Source organism: Pseudaquabacterium rugosum (assembly GCF_038066575.1).
In the GTDB taxonomy this organism is placed as follows: domain Bacteria; phylum Pseudomonadota; class Gammaproteobacteria; order Burkholderiales; family Burkholderiaceae_C; genus Pseudaquabacterium; species Pseudaquabacterium rugosum.
This window is the reverse complement of the sequence record NZ_JBBUTF010000007.1, coordinates 1-14,915: the sequence shown is the minus strand read 5'-3', so window position 1 is coordinate 14,915 and position 14,915 is coordinate 1. Positions and strand designations below refer to the sequence as shown.

Below are 14,915 nucleotides of genomic sequence, written 5' to 3'. Positions count from 1 at the left end.
TTCAACCGAAGACGAAGTGCTGGATCGAGCGCTTGAGCTGGTCGCCCTGGTCGCGCAGTTCGGCGGACGCGTCGGACAGCTGGTCGACGAGGCGGCTGTTGCCGCCGACGTTCTCGGCCACCGAGCGGCTGATGCCCATCACCTCACGCGACTGCTGCAGGCCTTCACGCACCAGGATGACGACCTCGCCGACGATGGCGTTGACGGCGTCGATCTGCTGCTCGGTGTGGCTCATGGCCTCCATCACGCGGGAGGTCATCGCCCCGCCCTCCTCGATGTCGCCGATCGAGGCGCTGACGATGGCGTGGATGCGCTTGGCCGCGGCATCGCTGCGCAGCGCCAGTGCGCTGACCTCCTGCGCGACGACGGCGAAGCCCTTGCCGGCGGTGCCCGCACGGGCCGCCTCGACCGAGGCATTGAGCGCCAGCAGGCGGGTCTGGTAGGCCACGCTCTCGACCAGGGCGACGACCTGGGCGATCTCCCGGCTCTTGCCCTGCAGCGCGCTCATGCGCTCGTGCAGGCCGGACATCGCCTTGCGGCTGCGCTGGGCCTCGATGCGCATGTCGCGCACGTGCTCGGCGCCGCGGTCGACCGCCTCGCCGCAGCGGTCCATCGCCGAGTTGACCACCCGCGCCCGCTCGGCCACCCCGTCGATCGCCTCGCGGATCTCGCTGGTGCGGCCGGACAGGCCGCTGTTGCCCACCGCCACCTCGCGGGAGGCATGGGAGACCGCCGAGACACCGTGCGTGACCGCCTCGAACAGCCCGGACATGTGATGCGCGGCCCGGGCCAGCGCGTTCAGCGCCTGGCCGATCTCGTCACCGCCGTGGCCGGTGGGCCGGATCGCCAGATTGCCGCGGCTGAGCTCGTCGACCTGGCGGCAGAGAAAGCGCAGCCCGCCCGACATCACCATGTACATGCAGGTCAGCAGGTAGGCGCCGAAGGCGACGATGGCCAGGGTGGCGGCCACCCGCCAGATCGCGTCGCGGCGCTGGGCGGCGTGCATGGCCTGGCTGCGGGCGACCAGCGCCTGCACGCCCTGGGTGCCGGCCAGCTGCAACGCGGCCCGGGCGCGGGCCGCCGCCACCGGTTCGGTGGCCCGCGGCACCTCGGCGGCCGAGGCCGTGCCGATCTCGCGTTCGATCCACTGCAACACCGTCTGGCGGGCCTGCACCAGCTCCGGCGTGCGCGCCGGCAGCAAGGCCTTGGCGGCCTCGAACTCCGGCTGCTGGTGGTGCAGCAGCGTGCCCGCGCCCATCCAGGCGCGCAAGGCCTCGATGCGCGGCGCCAGGCCATGGCCGCCGTGATGGCCGGCGGCCGACAGCTGGGCGTCGACCAGCAGCGGCAGCAGATCGATCTGCGCCTTGACCAGGCCGTTGTAGAGGTTCTGCCGCTCCGGATCGAGACTGGGCAGCGCGCGCCAGCGGTCACTGACCTGTTCGGTCAGACGCTGCACGCCGTCGGCCAGGGCGGCGACCGCGACCAGCCGGGGACCGTCGGTGGCCGGATCGGCCGCCGGGGCCGACTGCGTGGCCACCGTCTGCACGGTGCGGGCGCGCTGGCGCAGCTGGTCCAGCAGCGGCGCCAGCTGCGCATCGTCGGCCAGGTCCGCCTCGACGGTCGGCCAGGCCGCCTGGGCGGCCTGGCGCTCGGCCGCGAGACCGCGGGCGAACGCGGCCTGGGCGCCGGCCTGGCCCGCCTGGGCAGCCGCGGCCAGCACGCGCAGCTCCTGCACCGCCGTCTGCCAGGGCAACACCCGCTCGATCAGGTGCGCCTCCTGCAGCGCCGCCGAGCTGGCCTGCCACTGGCCGCTGCGGTGCTGCAGCACATCGGCGACCAGACCGGTGCCCAGCAGCAGACACAGCGCGCCGACGATCAGCGTCTTGCGCTGCAGATTGAGCGAGCGCAGCGCCCGCACCCCGGGCCCCCACACACCGTGGTACTGCCCGAGCCGGGCCACCAGACCAGGCCAGCGGCGCAGCCGCATGACGAGGCCGGGCGCGGACGACGGCATCGACGGCGCAGCATCTGTGGGAGGGGTCGGGGGCATGGGCTTCCTTGTCGAATCCTGGTCCGTGGTCAAGGCGGGACGGTCGCGTGCAGACGGCACATCGGGCGACCCGCCCCCCTTCGGACGCCGGCCGCATCACCGGCCAGACGGCCTGCATATCGACCGCCGCAGCGGCAACTGAAATGAACCGCGGAACGGGCGCCGCCGCCATGCCGCGCCGGCGTGACCAAGGCCCTGAACGGCAGGCCCCTCCGGCAGGCCCGAATGGCCGCCGCTCAAGTTCGACGCAGGGTCGTCGAAAAGCGGGGCTGTCCCCTCGCCTTTCGTTCCTCCCCAGCCCGAACGAGACCGCATGTCCGTCACCGCTTCCACCTCCGCTGTGTCGCCCGACGACGCGCACGCCCCGTCCAAGGACGCGACGGCCCCGTCCGCCGGCCGCCTGCGCCTGCCCTGGCGCCTGTGGCTGACGGTGGTGGCCTGCGGCGCCGCCTGCGCCGCGGCCCAGGCCCACGGCGGCACGACCGGCGCGGCCGCCGCCCTGGCGGGCTGCCTGCCCCTGGTCTGGTGGCTGGATCACCGCGGCCAGCGGCGCGAGATCGCCACGACGGCGGCCGGTGCCGAGGCCGGTGCCCTGGGCGCCGGCGCCGACGCCCGGCTGTCGGCCCAGGTCATGCCGGTGTGGTGTCGCGGCATCGAGACCGCCCAGCAGCACGCCGACCGCAACAGCGCCTCGCTGCTGGAGGCCTTCGCCAGCGTCTCCTCGCATCTGGACCAGGCGCTCGCCGGCGGCCCGGGCGATGTCTCGCTGGAGGTCGGCGCGACCGACGAACTGCTGCAGCGCCACCATCCGCAGATCGAGGCGCTGCGCGCATCGAGCACCGAGGTGGTCGCCCTCAAGCAGCGCATGCAACTGGCGCTGGAGGCCACGGCCGCCCAGATCGACGCCATGAACCTCTACGCCCGCGAGGTCCAGAACATCGGCCGGGCGACCCACCTGCTGGCGCTCAACGCCTCGGTCGAGGCCATGCGCGCCGGCAGTGCCGGCGAAGGCTTCGCCGTCGTCGCCCGCGAGGTGCGCACGCTGGCCGCCCAGTCCCGCCAGGCGGGCACCCAGCTCAGCCGCACGATGGCCACGCTGCGCGAGCAGATCGACGCCACCCTGCTCGACGCCCGCCGCAACGACACCGACGACGACGAGATCGGCCGGCGCACCGACCAGGCCACCCGCGCGCTGGTGCTGTCGCTGGTGGGCAGCCTGTCGGAGGTCAGCCGCAACTCGCGCCAGCTGCGCCTGGCGTCGCAGGAAGTCCAGGGCGATCTGGAAAAGATCATGGTCAGCCTGCAGTCGCATGACCGCCTGAACCAGATGCTCACTTCAGTGACCGATGACATCGGCCGTTATGTGGGTTGGCTCCATGGCAGTCCCGACGAACTGGCCGACCGACCGCAGGACTGGCTGGCGCGTCTGGAGTCCAGCTACACGATGGAAGAGCTGCGCAGCGCCCATCACGGCAACAAGACGATCGAACAGGCCACCACGGTCGAGTTCTTCTGATTCCTCACCACCCTCATCCCCCGAACAAGGCTCCACGCCGCGCCCCCAGAGGACCCCATGAGCAAGACCATCCTGGTTGTCGATGATTCCGGAAGTTTCCGCACCGTCGTGAAACTGGCGCTGCAGAAGGCCGGCTACGGCGTGGTCGAGGCGTGCGACGGCAAGGACGCCATCGGCAAGCTGGGCGGGCAGAAGGTCAACCTGATCGTCTGCGACGTCAACATGCCCAACATGGACGGCCTGAGCTTCCTGCGCCACGTCAAGGACAGCCCGGCCCACCGCTTCACGCCGGTGATCATGCTGACCACCGAGAGCCAGGAAGCGAAGAAGGCCGAGGGCAAGGCCGCGGGTGCGCGCGCCTGGATCACCAAGCCCTTCCAGCCCTCGCAGCTGGTCGATGCGGTCAACCGCCTGTGCGTCTGAACGGAGCCACGCGATGAGCACCGCCGCCCTGCAGCTGGATGCGGATCTGGCCATCACCGGCGCCGCCGCGACGCGCACCCGACTGCTGGCCTGGCTGCAGTCGCTGCCGGCCGACGGCACGGTGCCGACGCTGGACCTGAGCGCGGTCGAGGTCTTCGACAGCGCGGGCGTCCAGCTGCTGCTGGCCACCCGCCACAGCCTGGCCGCCCGCGGCCTGGGTCTGAACCTGACGGGCCTGCCGGCCCATGTGCACGGCAGTCTGCAGACCCTGGGTCTGGCCACCTTGCTGGCCGACGACCCCGCGCACGCCACGGCCGCCTGAGGCGCCAGACGCCGGAAAAGGAACCCAGGACATGCACACCCAAGACGACGACGACGAGATCATCGCCGCCGCCCGTGCCGGCTTCCTCGACGAGGCGCTGGAGATGCTGGCGCAGTTCGAGCAGGCCCTGCTGGTGATGGAAAGCCAGCCCGAGGACCACGAGAACCTGAACGCCGCCTTCCGCGCCGCGCACACCATCAAGGGCAGCGCGGGCCTGTTCGGCTTCGATGCGGTGGTGGCCTTCACGCACGAGGCCGAGACCCTGCTGGAGGTGCTGCGCTCCGGCCAGCGCAAGGTCGACGAGCATGTCGCGGCCGCCCTGCTGGAGAGCCGCGACCTGATCGAGGCCCTGCTCGACGAGGTGCGCACCGGCCAGACCCAGACGGGCCTGGCCGAACGCAGCGCCAGCCTCGGCGCCCGCCTGCGCGCCCTGATGCCGGGCAGCACGTCGGCGACGACGGCCACGGGCAGCCCGACGGCAGCAGCGGTGGCGGTAGCCGAGGAGGTCACCGAAGGGCCACGGCCGTGGCAGGTCTCGCTGCGCTTCGGCGCCGACGCCCTGCGCAACGGCCTCGATCCGCTGGCCTTCCTGCGCTATCTGGCCACGCGCGGCACGGCGATGCAGTGCACGACGCTGGTCGACGGTGTCCCGGCCCTGGAGGCGCTGGATCCGGAAGGCTGCTGCCTGGGCTTCGAGGTGCGGCTGATGACCGAGGAAGGTCGGCGCACGATCGAGGACGTCTTCAGCTTCTGCCTCGACGACTGCGATCTGGTGATCGTCGGCCCCGATGACGGGCCGGCCGCCTGGCAGGAACTGCTGGAGCGCCGCCACGCCGACGCCGACGGCCAGGCCAGCCTGCTCGCGCTGTGGGCGGACCAGGGCGTGAGCCTGCCGCTGCGCCGCCTGGACGCCGAGGCCGCTGCCGCGCTGCAGCCGGCGTCCGGCGTCGACGGGAGCGGCTCCGACACCCCGGCCGGCGGCGCGCTGGCGGTCGAGCGACGGGCCGAGCCTGCCGGCGGCGATCGCCGCGCGCCCCCACGCGACCGCCGCTCCGGTGCCGCTGAAGAAACCCGTTTCATCCGTGTCCGCGCCGACAAGCTCGACCGCCTGATCGACCTGATCGGCGAGCTGGTGATCGCCAGCTCCGGTGCCCAGCTGGTGGCGCAGACCGAGCAGAGCCCACGCTTCGCCGAAGCCGCCTTGCGCATCCACGACCTGGTGCAGGAAGCGCGCGACGGCGCACTCGGCCTGCGCATGGTGCCCATCGGCGAGACCTTCGCCCGCTTCAACCGCGTGGTGCGTGACGTCAGCAAGCAGCTGGCCAAGGACGTCGAGCTGATCATCACCGGCGGCGACACCGAGCTCGACAAGAGCATGGTCGAGACCATCGCCGATCCGCTGATGCACCTGGTGCGCAACAGCCTGGACCACGGCATCGAATCGGCCGAGGACCGGGTGGCGGTGGGCAAGCCGGCGCAGGGCAAGCTGGCGCTGCATGCCTACCATGAGTCGGGTGCCATCAACATCGAGGTCAGCGACGACGGCCGTGGCCTGAACCGCGACAAGATCCTGGCCAAGGCGCTCGAGCGCGGGCTGATCGCGGCCGACGCGGCGCTCAGCGACGAGGAGATCTACGGCCTGATCTTCGCCCCCGGCTTCTCGACCGCCGACGCGGTGACCAACCTGTCGGGCCGCGGCGTCGGCATGGACGTGGTCAAGCGCAACATCGAGTCGCTGCGCGGCCAGATCCGCATCGCGTCGACGCCCGGCCACGGCGCGACGATGCAGATCCGCCTGCCGCTGACGCTGGCCATCATCGACGGCTTCCTGACCAGTGTCGGCGGCGTCAGCTACGTGATGCCGCTGGAGCTGGTGGCCGAGTGCCTCGAAGTGCCCCACGAGTGCATCGAGGACCCGGAACGCGTCAGCGGCCACTTCGATCTGCGCGGCGAGGTGCTGCCCTATCTGGACCTGTGCCGCTTCTACCGCCATCAGCCGGCGGCCACCGGTACCCGACGTTCGCTGGTGCTGGTGCGCGACGGTGCGAGCCGTGTCGGCCTGATCGTCGACCGTCTGCACGGTGAGCACCAGACCGTCATCAAACCGCTGGGTCAGGTGTTCCAGCACATCAAGGGCCTGGCCGGCTCCACGATCCTGGGCAGCGGTGAAGTCGCGCTGATCCTGGACGTGCCGGCCCTGCTCGATCTGGCGACAGGCCAACGGCGCGCAGCCCTGGCCGCATTGTCCCGTCACTCCTGAGCCGGCCGGACACGCCGCGCGCCCTCCTCATCCTCAGAAGGAACATCGCCATGTTCAACCTCGTCTCGCGTGACCGCATCGCCGCCGAACAGGCCCGCACCGAAGCGCTGCTCAACCAGCATCTGCACGCGGCCGTGACCGCGGCGGCCAGCGGCGATCTGGGTCGTCGCGCCGAGCCCGCGCAGCTGCCCGGCTGGCTGGCCCCGACGGCCGGCGCCTTCAACACCCTGCTGGAGCGGCTGCAGCAGCCGGGCGCGGGCGTCGTCGGCGAGCTCGACTCGCGCGTGATGATGGCCGATGCCGACCTGAACATCACCTACGTGAACGCGTCGCTGATGCGCATGCTGCAGAGCATCGAGGGCGAGCTGCGCAAGGAGCTGCCGGCCTTCGACACCCGGCACCTGGTCGGCCAGAACATCGACGTCTTCCACAAGAATCCCTCGCGCCAGCGCGGCATGCTGGCGCAGCTGCGCGGCCAGCACCGCGCGCAGATCAAGGTCGGCGTCAAGACGCTGTCCTTCGTCGCCACCGCGTTGACCGACCGCCAGGGCAAGACCACCGGCTTCGCCGTCGAGTGGCACGACCGGACCAAGGAGGTCCAGCTCGAACACCTGCAGGCCGAGGTGGCCCGGGTGATCACCGCGGCCGCCCAGGGCGACCTGGCCCAGCGGGTGGACCTGGCCGGCATCGATGCCGAGCTCGCCGGCGTCGGCCTGGCCACGAACACGCTGATGGAGACGCTCAACGGCCTGATCGGCCAGATGGACCACATGGCCGTCGAGCACGACAAGGGCGACATCGACGTGGTGGTCGACACCCAGCGCTTCCAGGGCGATTTCCGCCGCATCGCCGCTGGCGTCAATGACATGGTCGGCGCCCACATCGCGGTCAAGAAGACGGCCGTCGGGGTCTTCGCCGAGTTCGGCAAGGGCAACTTCGATGCGCCGATGCCGCAGCTGCCCGGCAAGAAGGCCTTCATCAACCAGACGGTCGAGACCGTGCGCGGCAACCTCAAGGGCCTGATCGCCGAGATGGCCCACATGGCCGCCGAGCACGACAAGGGCGACATCGACGTGGTCGTCGAGGTCAACAAGTTCCAGGGCGACTTCCGCACCATGGCCCAGGGCGTCAACGACATGGTCAACGCCCACATCGACGTCAAGAAGATGGCCATGGCCTGCATCAAGGCCTTCGGCGAGGGCGACTTCAACGCGCCGCTGCAGCAGCTGCCGGGCAAGAAGGCCTTCATCAACCGCACCATCGAGCAGGTGCGCGGCAACCTCAAGGCCCTGATCGAGGACGCCAGCATGCTGGCCGACGCGGCCATCGCCGGCGAGCTCGACACGCGTGCCGACACCGGACGCCACCAGGGCGACTTCCGCCGCATCATCGACGGCGTCAACCAGACGCTGGACGCCATCGTGACCCCGATCAAGGAGGTCCAGGGCGTGCTGCAGTCGATGGAGGCCGGTGACCTGACGCGCGGTGTGGACGGCCACTACCAGGGCGCCTTCGCCGAGCTCAAGGGCGCGCTCAACGCCTCGCTGCAGAAGCTGTCGACCACGCTGACCGACGTCAACTCGGCCGCCAGCGCGCTGACCGCGGCCGCCGGCCAGGTCTCGTCGACCTCGCAGAGCCTGTCGCAGTCGGCCTCCGAGCAGGCCGCCAGCGTCGAGGAAACCACGGCCCAGCTGCAGGAGATGGCCTCCAGCGTGCGCCAGAACAGCGACAACGCCAACGTCACCGACGGCATGGCCACCAAGGCCGCCAAGGAGGCGATGGAAGGCGGCGAGGCGGTGACCAAGACGGTCGAGGCGATGAAGTCCATCGCCACCAAGATCTCGATCATCGACGACATCGCCTACCAGACCAATCTGCTGGCGCTCAACGCCGCGATCGAGGCGGCCCGCGCCGGCGAGCACGGCAAGGGCTTCGCGGTGGTCGCCGCCGAGGTGCGCAAGCTGGCCGAGCGCAGCCAGGTGGCCGCGCAGGAGATCGGCCAGCTCGCCGGCTCCAGCGTCAAGATGGCCGAGCAGGCCGGCTCGGTGCTGACCGCGATGGTGCCGACCATCAACAAGACCAGCGAGCTGGTGCAGGAGATCTCGGCGGCCAGCGGCGAGCAGGCCACCGGCGTCAACCAGATCACCACCGCGATGAACCACCTCAACGGTGCGACGCAGCAGAACGCCAGCGCGTCCGAGGAGCTGTCGGCCACGGCCGAGGAGCTGTCCGGCCAGGCCGCGCAGCTGCAGGACATGATGGCCTTCTTCCGCCTGGGCGGCAGCGATGGCCGCCTGCGTGGCCGCAGCCGTGGCGACTCGCCGGTCGCCCATGCGGCCAGTCTGCTGCCCGACATGGACGGCGCACCCACGCTGCGTCATGCCGCGCAACGTGCGGGTCAGCCGGCACGGCCACGCAACAGCGTGTCGGCCCCGCTGGCGCTCGACGAGTCCTCCTTCGGCCGCTTCTGATCCCCTGAGGCGCCGGCCAACGAATCGGCTCGATGGACCGGTGCTTTCTCCGCCCAACCGCTCTCCGGAAAGCAAGACGTGACCCAAGACCACGCGACCGCCGCCCCGCCGGTGTCTGCTCCGATGTCCAACTGGATCTTCGCCCCTGTGGCGCCGCTGCTGGGCCGGCTCGGCCTCGGCGGCAAGCTGACGCTGATCGCCGCCGTGTTGCTGGTGCCCCTGGTGGCACTGCTCGTGCATTTGGTGGTCAAGGCCAATGTCGATCTGGCCTACACCCGCGGTGAACAGGACGGCAGCCACCTGGCCCACGAACTGGTCGAACTCGCCGATGAGGTCAAGGAGCACCGCAACCTGCATGCGATCGCCGCCGAGACCGGCGACGCCCAGGTGCTGGCCGCGCTGCGTGAAGCCGATGAGCGACTGGGCCAGGCGATCCAGGACATGAGCAAGGCGGTCACCGCCAGCCCGCTGGACATCGAGCGCAACTGGTCACCTCTGGCCGACACGCTGCGTTCGCGTCTGGGCAAGCTGGACAAGGACCCGCAGGCGCTGGACCGCCACAGCGTCACGGTGCGCCAGGTGCATGACCTGGCCGGCCTGGTGCTGGAGAAGAGCGGCCTGCTGCTGGACCCCGAAGGCCCGACCTTCCTGCTGATGGACGTGGCCTACGACCGCAATGCCCAGTTGATCGAGGCCACCACCCAGCTGCAGCTGGCCGGCTCCATCGCCTCGATGCACGACAGCAACCGGATCGATGACCAGTTGCGCGTGGCGATGGCCCGCCGCAGCCTGACGCAGTCCCGCGCGGCCATCCAGCAGCGCCTGGATGCCCTCGGACGCACCGGTGAGCCGCTGCCCACCGGCTGGTCCGAAGGCTTGGCGGCTGTCGACGCCTTCGACGCCCAGGTGCGGGAAGCCCTGACGGGCAAGGCGGGCAATGCCGCCTCGGCCCTGGCCATCCACAAGGCCGGCGAGTTGGCACTGGCCAAGATGGACGTGTTCCACAACGCGTCGATCGAACGCCTGGACCAGCTGCTGCAGGCCCGGGTCGACCGCATCGTGACCGAGCGCACACGCCTGATCGCACTGGCCGCCGGTGGCGTGCTGCTGGCGGTCTACCTCTTCCTGGCCACGGCGTCGGCCATCCGCCGGAGCTCTCGCGTGGTGCTGGCAACGGCTGCGGCCATCGCTGCCGGCGACCTGTCTCAACCGGTGCAGCTCCAGGGCGCGGACGAACTGGCACGCATTGCCCGGGCCTTCGAACAGGTCCGCAGCAGCCTGCTGGCGCTGATCGAGGACGCCGCCACGCTGTCGACCGCGGCGGTCGAAGGCCGGCTGGACACCCGCGCCGATGCCGGACGCCACCAGGGTGACTATCAGCGCATCATCGGTGGCGTCAACGGCACGCTCGACGCCATCGTCACGCCGCTCAAGGAGGTCCAGGGCGTGCTGCGTGGCCTCGAGGCCGGCGACCTGACCGCGCGCATCGACGGCGACTACCGGGGCGCCTTCGACGAACTCAAGACCGTGCTGAACAACAGCCTGACCCAGCTGGGCTCGACGCTGTCGGATGTCTCCGGTGCCGCACAGGCGCTGACGGCCGCCTCGGCCCAGGTCTCGTCGACCTCGCAGGCGCTGTCGCAGTCGGCCTCCGAGCAGGCCGCCAGCGTCGAGGAGACGACCGCCCAGCTGCAGGAGATGAGCGCCAGCGTGCGCCAGAACAGCGACAACGCCAACGTCACCGACGGCATGGCCACCAAGGCCGCCAAGGAGGCCCTCGAGGGCGGATCGGCGGTGCGCCAGACGGTCGAGGCGATGAAGTCCATCGCCACCAAGATCTCGATCATCGACGACATCGCCTACCAGACCAATCTGCTGGCGCTCAATGCCGCCATCGAGGCCGCGCGCGCCGGTGAGCACGGCAAGGGCTTCGCCGTGGTCGCCGCCGAGGTGCGCAAGCTGGCCGAGCGCAGCCAGGTCGCCGCGCAGGAGATCGGCCAGCTCGCCGGCAACAGCGTGAAGCTGGCCGAGACCGCCGGTCAGGTGCTCACCGACATGGTGCCGTCGATCAACCGCACCAGCGAACTGGTGCAGGAGATCTCCGCCGCCAGCCTGGAGCAGGCCACCGGGGTGACGCAGATCACCACCGCGATGAACCACCTCAACGGCACGACGCAGCAGAACGCCAGCGCGTCCGAGGAGCTGTCGGCCACGGCCGAGGAGCTCTCCGGTCAGGCCGCCCAGCTGCAGGACATGATGGCCTTCTTCCGCTTCGGTACCGGCCAAGGTACGTTCAACGCGCAGGCGCCGCGCAGGGCGGTCTCCCCGGTGATGCAGGCGCAGGCGCTGCTGCGCGAATCGCAGTCGGCACCGAGCCTGCGCCATGCCGCCCAACGCATGAACAACGCGGCTTCCGGGCTCCGTCCAGCCGGTGCCCAGAACGCGCCCCTGGTCGTCGATGAAGCCGCCTTCGGCCGCTTCTGACACCACCCCACTCCACCGCCGCACCGTCCGAGACCATGATCCTCCAGGCCACCCAGACTCCCGGCTCCAGCCTGCCGCACGGCGGCGCCGGTGAGGCCAGCCAGACCCTGCAGCAGTACCTGCGCTTCGCGCTCGGCGAGGAGCGCTATGCGGTGCGCATCGATGCCGTGCGCGAAATCCTCGAAGTCGCGCGCATGACGCCGCTGCCCCTGATGCCGGCCTTCGTGCGCGGCGTGATGAACCTGCGCGGGGCGGTGGTACCGGTGATCGACCTGTGTGCCCGGCTCGGCATGGCCAGCACCCGCATCGGCCGTCGCACCTGCGTGGTCATCGTCGACATCACGCTGGCCGAGGACCAGGGCACGCAACGCCTGGGCATGCTGGTGGACGCGGTCTACGAGGTGGTCGATGCGACCCCGGCCGAACTGGAGCCGGTGCCCCGCCTGGGCACGCGCATCGATCCCTCCTTCATCCGCAGCATGGTGCGGGTGCGCGGACAGACCACGCCCGAGCTCGACATCGGCAACGTGCTCGACCAGCACACGCTGGCCGCGTTGATCGCCGAACACGGCGCGCAACACTGACCGCGCACACCCGCCCTTCATCGACAAGGCCGCGACCGCCATGATCTCCGAACAGGCTTTCGCCGCCGTCACTGGCATGTTCCACGATGTCTCCGGCATTCACCTGCCGGCATCCAAACGGGCCCTGGTGACCGGACGGCTGATGAAGCTCGCGCAGGACCGCGGGCTCGACGATGTCGACCACTATGTGCAGCAGCTGCTGCGCGAGCGTGACCCGCTGGAGCTCACACGGGTGGTCGACAAGCTGACCACCAACGAGACCTACTTCTTCCGCGAGCCCGAGCATTTCACGCTGCTGGCCCGCCTGGCCGCCGCACGGCGGGCCCCGGACACGATGCGCGTCTGGAGTGCCGCCAGCTCCAGCGGCGAGGAAGGCTACAGCATCGCGATGACGCTGGCCGACCGCCTGCCGGGCGGCCGCTTCGAGGTGGTCGGCACCGATCTGTCCACGGCCATGGTGGCGCACGCCCGGCGCGGCCTCTACACGATGGAACGGGCCCGCAACGTGCCTCAGGAGTACCTGCGCCGCTTCTGCCGCAAGGGGCATGGGGAGTACGAGGGCATGCTGCTGATCGCGCGCGAGCTGCGCGACAAGGTGCACTACGACACCGCCAACCTGATGGAGCCGCTGCCCGAGCTCGGTCGCTTCGACCTGATCTTCCTGCGCAATGTGCTGATCTACTTCGACAACGCGGCCAAGATCGACATCGTGCTGCGCGTCATCCAGTTGCTCAAGCCCGGCGGCCTGCTGCTGACTGGCCACTCGGAAAGCCTCAACAACATGGGCCTGCCCCTGCGGGTGGTCCAGCCGGCGGCGTATGAGCGTGCATGAACGCCCCGCCGCGCCCGCCGTCAGCGCCCAGCGCCCGGCGCCCGCCACGCAGGCCGTCCGGCCGGCACATCCGGGTACCCAGATGCTGAGCGCTCGGCCGGGCGATCATCTGAGCCTGATGCCGGGCCAGCTGTACTTCGGCAGCAAGGCCGCCACCGTGCGCACCCTGCTGGGCAGCTGCGTGGCGATCACGCTGTGGCATCCGTACCGCCAGCTCGGCGGCATGTGCCACTTCCTGTTGCCGATGCGCGCCAAGGCGCCGCCCGAGGCGCTGGAAGGCCGTTTCGGCGCCGAGGCCGTCGCGCTGATGGTGCAGCGCCTGCGCCTGGCCGGCACCGAGACCCACGAGTACGAAGCCCATCTGTACGGCGGCGCCGACACCCAGTCCGGCCTCGGCGGTCCGCGCGCGGCCATCGGCGAACGCAACATCGAGATGGGCTGGCAGCTGATCGACCACTACGGCTTCCTGCTGCAGGCGGTGGACGTCGGCGACGACGTCCCCCGCACCGTGAGCATGGACCTGCACAGCGGTGAAGTGCAGGTCCGGCGCGGCGCGGCCATCCGCAAGCCCGTGCTGCCGCCAGAACCGGCGATCAGCACTTCCCGGAGAAAGAACCCATGACCACCGCCTTCGTCGTCGACGACTCCGCCGTCGTGCGCCAGGTGCTGACCGAGACCCTGACGGCCGGCGGCATCCGCGTGATCGGCAGTGCGGCCGACCCGCTGTTCGCCTGGCAGAAGATGCAGTCGGCCTGGCCCGACGTCATCGTGCTGGACGTCGAGATGCCGCGCATGGACGGCATCAGCTTCGTGCGCAAGCTGATGGCCGAACGCCCCACGCCGGTGGTGATGTGCTCCACGCTGACCGAGCGCGGCTGCGAGACCACGATGCAGGCGCTGGCCGCCGGGGCCGTGGCCTTCGTCACCAAGCCCAAGAGCGGGCTGAAGGACTTCCTCGCTGACCGCGGCAATGGCCTGGTCGATGCGGTGCGCGGCGCTGCGCGAGCCAATCTACGGGCCCTGCCGGCCCACCTGAGGGTCCCGGCCACACCGGCGACATCGGCCGGTGCGGCCACGGGCGCCGCCCCTCCGACGGCCATCGCACCGGCTCGGGCTCTGGCCGAGACCACCGACCGCGTGGTGGCCATCGGCATCTCGACCGGTGGCGTGCAGTCGATCGAGGTCGTGCTGCGCGGCCTGGACCGCACCTGCCCCGGCATCGTCATGGTCCAGCACATGCCCGCGGGCTTCACCGCCAGCTTCGCCCAGCGCCTGAACAACACGCTGCCGCTGGAGGTGATGGAGGCCAAGGACGGTGACCGCGTGCTCAACGGTCGGGTGCTGATCGCCCCGGGCGGCCGCCACATGCAGCTCAAGCGCAGCGGCGCGCAGTACGTGGTCGAGATCAAGGACGGCCCGCTGATCAACCACCACCGCCCGTCGGCCGACGTGCTGATGCGCTCGGTGGCGCACTGCGCGGGCCGCAACGCGATCGGCCTGGTGATGACCGGCATGGGCGATGACGGCGCGCGCGGCCTCAAGGAGATGCGCGACGCCGGCGCCATCACCGGCGCCCAGGACGAGGCCAGCTGCGTCGTCTACGGCATGCCGGCCGAGGCGGTCAAGCACGGCGGCGTGCGCGACGTGGTCGGCCTGGGCGAGATCGCCGGCTGGATCCGCCGCACGGCGGTCGAGCCGCTGCCCGGCATGTCCAGCCCGCCACGGCCGCGGGTCTGATCCGGACGGACCTGGCCGAGCGACTTCCGGCCCGCCCCGCAGCCACGCCAGATCAGCGGCACGGCCGCATGGCGGTGGCCGTGCCTGGAAGCCGGGCCCGCGTCGCCCGGCCGTCGCCTCAGAGGGTGTCCCCTAAATGATTTTTTTGGCCAATCGTGTTGCGAGGATACGCGCCTCGGTCAGCCAGACCCAGGCAAGAGGGGCCCAGGTGGAGCGATCATGGTGAGCCATGAGTC

Annotated in this window: 11 protein-coding genes; 10 read left to right on the top strand and 1 reads right to left on the bottom strand. The window is 70.7% G+C overall.

Annotated elements, in window-relative coordinates:
* Window position 1: 1 nt before the first annotated feature.
* A complete protein-coding gene (locus AACH11_RS08890) occupies window positions 2–2,014 on the bottom strand; it encodes a methyl-accepting chemotaxis protein (protein ID WP_341373862.1) in 2,013 nt (670 codons plus the stop codon).
* A 349-nt stretch (window positions 2,015–2,363) separates the two neighbouring features.
* Here AACH11_RS08890 and AACH11_RS08885 point away from each other — a divergent pair, with 349 nt between their 5' ends.
* The 10 genes from AACH11_RS08885 to AACH11_RS08840 all read left to right on the top strand — a co-directional run bounded on the left by AACH11_RS08885 (window position 2,364) and on the right by AACH11_RS08840 (window position 14,679).
* Window positions 2,364–3,566 carry a methyl-accepting chemotaxis protein gene (locus AACH11_RS08885; RefSeq protein WP_341373861.1) on the top strand — a complete coding sequence of 401 codons (1,203 nt, stop codon included), beginning with the start codon at window positions 2,364–2,366 and terminating at the stop codon, window positions 3,564–3,566.
* A gap of 57 nt (window positions 3,567–3,623) precedes the next feature.
* Complete coding sequence (locus AACH11_RS08880; RefSeq protein ID WP_341373860.1) at window positions 3,624–3,989, top strand: response regulator; 366 nt, start codon at window positions 3,624–3,626, stop codon at window positions 3,987–3,989.
* Between the two features lie 13 nt (window positions 3,990–4,002).
* A complete protein-coding gene (locus AACH11_RS08875) occupies window positions 4,003–4,311 on the top strand; it encodes an STAS domain-containing protein (protein WP_341373859.1) in 309 nt (102 codons plus the stop codon).
* A gap of 31 nt (window positions 4,312–4,342) precedes the next feature.
* Window positions 4,343–6,571: a chemotaxis protein CheA gene (locus AACH11_RS08870; RefSeq protein ID WP_341373858.1), complete on the top strand. Its 2,229-nt coding sequence runs from the start codon at window positions 4,343–4,345 to the stop codon at window positions 6,569–6,571.
* Window positions 6,572–6,621: 50 nt separating this feature from the next.
* Entirely contained in the window at window positions 6,622–9,042 is a 2,421-nt protein-coding gene (locus AACH11_RS08865) for a methyl-accepting chemotaxis protein (protein ID WP_423228712.1), read from the top strand.
* A gap of 78 nt (window positions 9,043–9,120) precedes the next feature.
* The gene (locus tag AACH11_RS24880) at window positions 9,121–11,526 is read left to right on the top strand and encodes a methyl-accepting chemotaxis protein (protein ID WP_341373857.1); all 2,406 of its coding nucleotides are present in this window, start codon (window positions 9,121–9,123) and stop codon (window positions 11,524–11,526) included.
* A gap of 35 nt (window positions 11,527–11,561) precedes the next feature.
* On the top strand, window positions 11,562–12,110 hold the full coding sequence (locus tag AACH11_RS08855; RefSeq protein WP_341373856.1) for a chemotaxis protein CheW: 549 nt from the start codon (window positions 11,562–11,564) through the stop codon (window positions 12,108–12,110).
* A gap of 40 nt (window positions 12,111–12,150) precedes the next feature.
* The gene (locus tag AACH11_RS08850) at window positions 12,151–12,942 is read left to right on the top strand and encodes a CheR family methyltransferase (protein WP_341373855.1); all 792 of its coding nucleotides are present in this window, start codon (window positions 12,151–12,153) and stop codon (window positions 12,940–12,942) included.
* Window positions 12,935–13,564, top strand: a complete 630-nt coding sequence (locus tag AACH11_RS08845; RefSeq protein ID WP_341373854.1) for a chemotaxis protein CheD — start codon at window positions 12,935–12,937, stop codon at window positions 13,562–13,564. The genes AACH11_RS08850 and AACH11_RS08845 overlap by 8 nt, the downstream gene beginning before the upstream one ends.
* Complete coding sequence (locus AACH11_RS08840) at window positions 13,561–14,679, top strand: protein-glutamate methylesterase/protein-glutamine glutaminase (protein ID WP_341373853.1); 1,119 nt, start codon at window positions 13,561–13,563, stop codon at window positions 14,677–14,679. Before AACH11_RS08845 ends, AACH11_RS08840 begins: the two co-directional genes overlap by 4 nt.
* Window positions 14,680–14,915 lie beyond the last annotated feature (236 nt).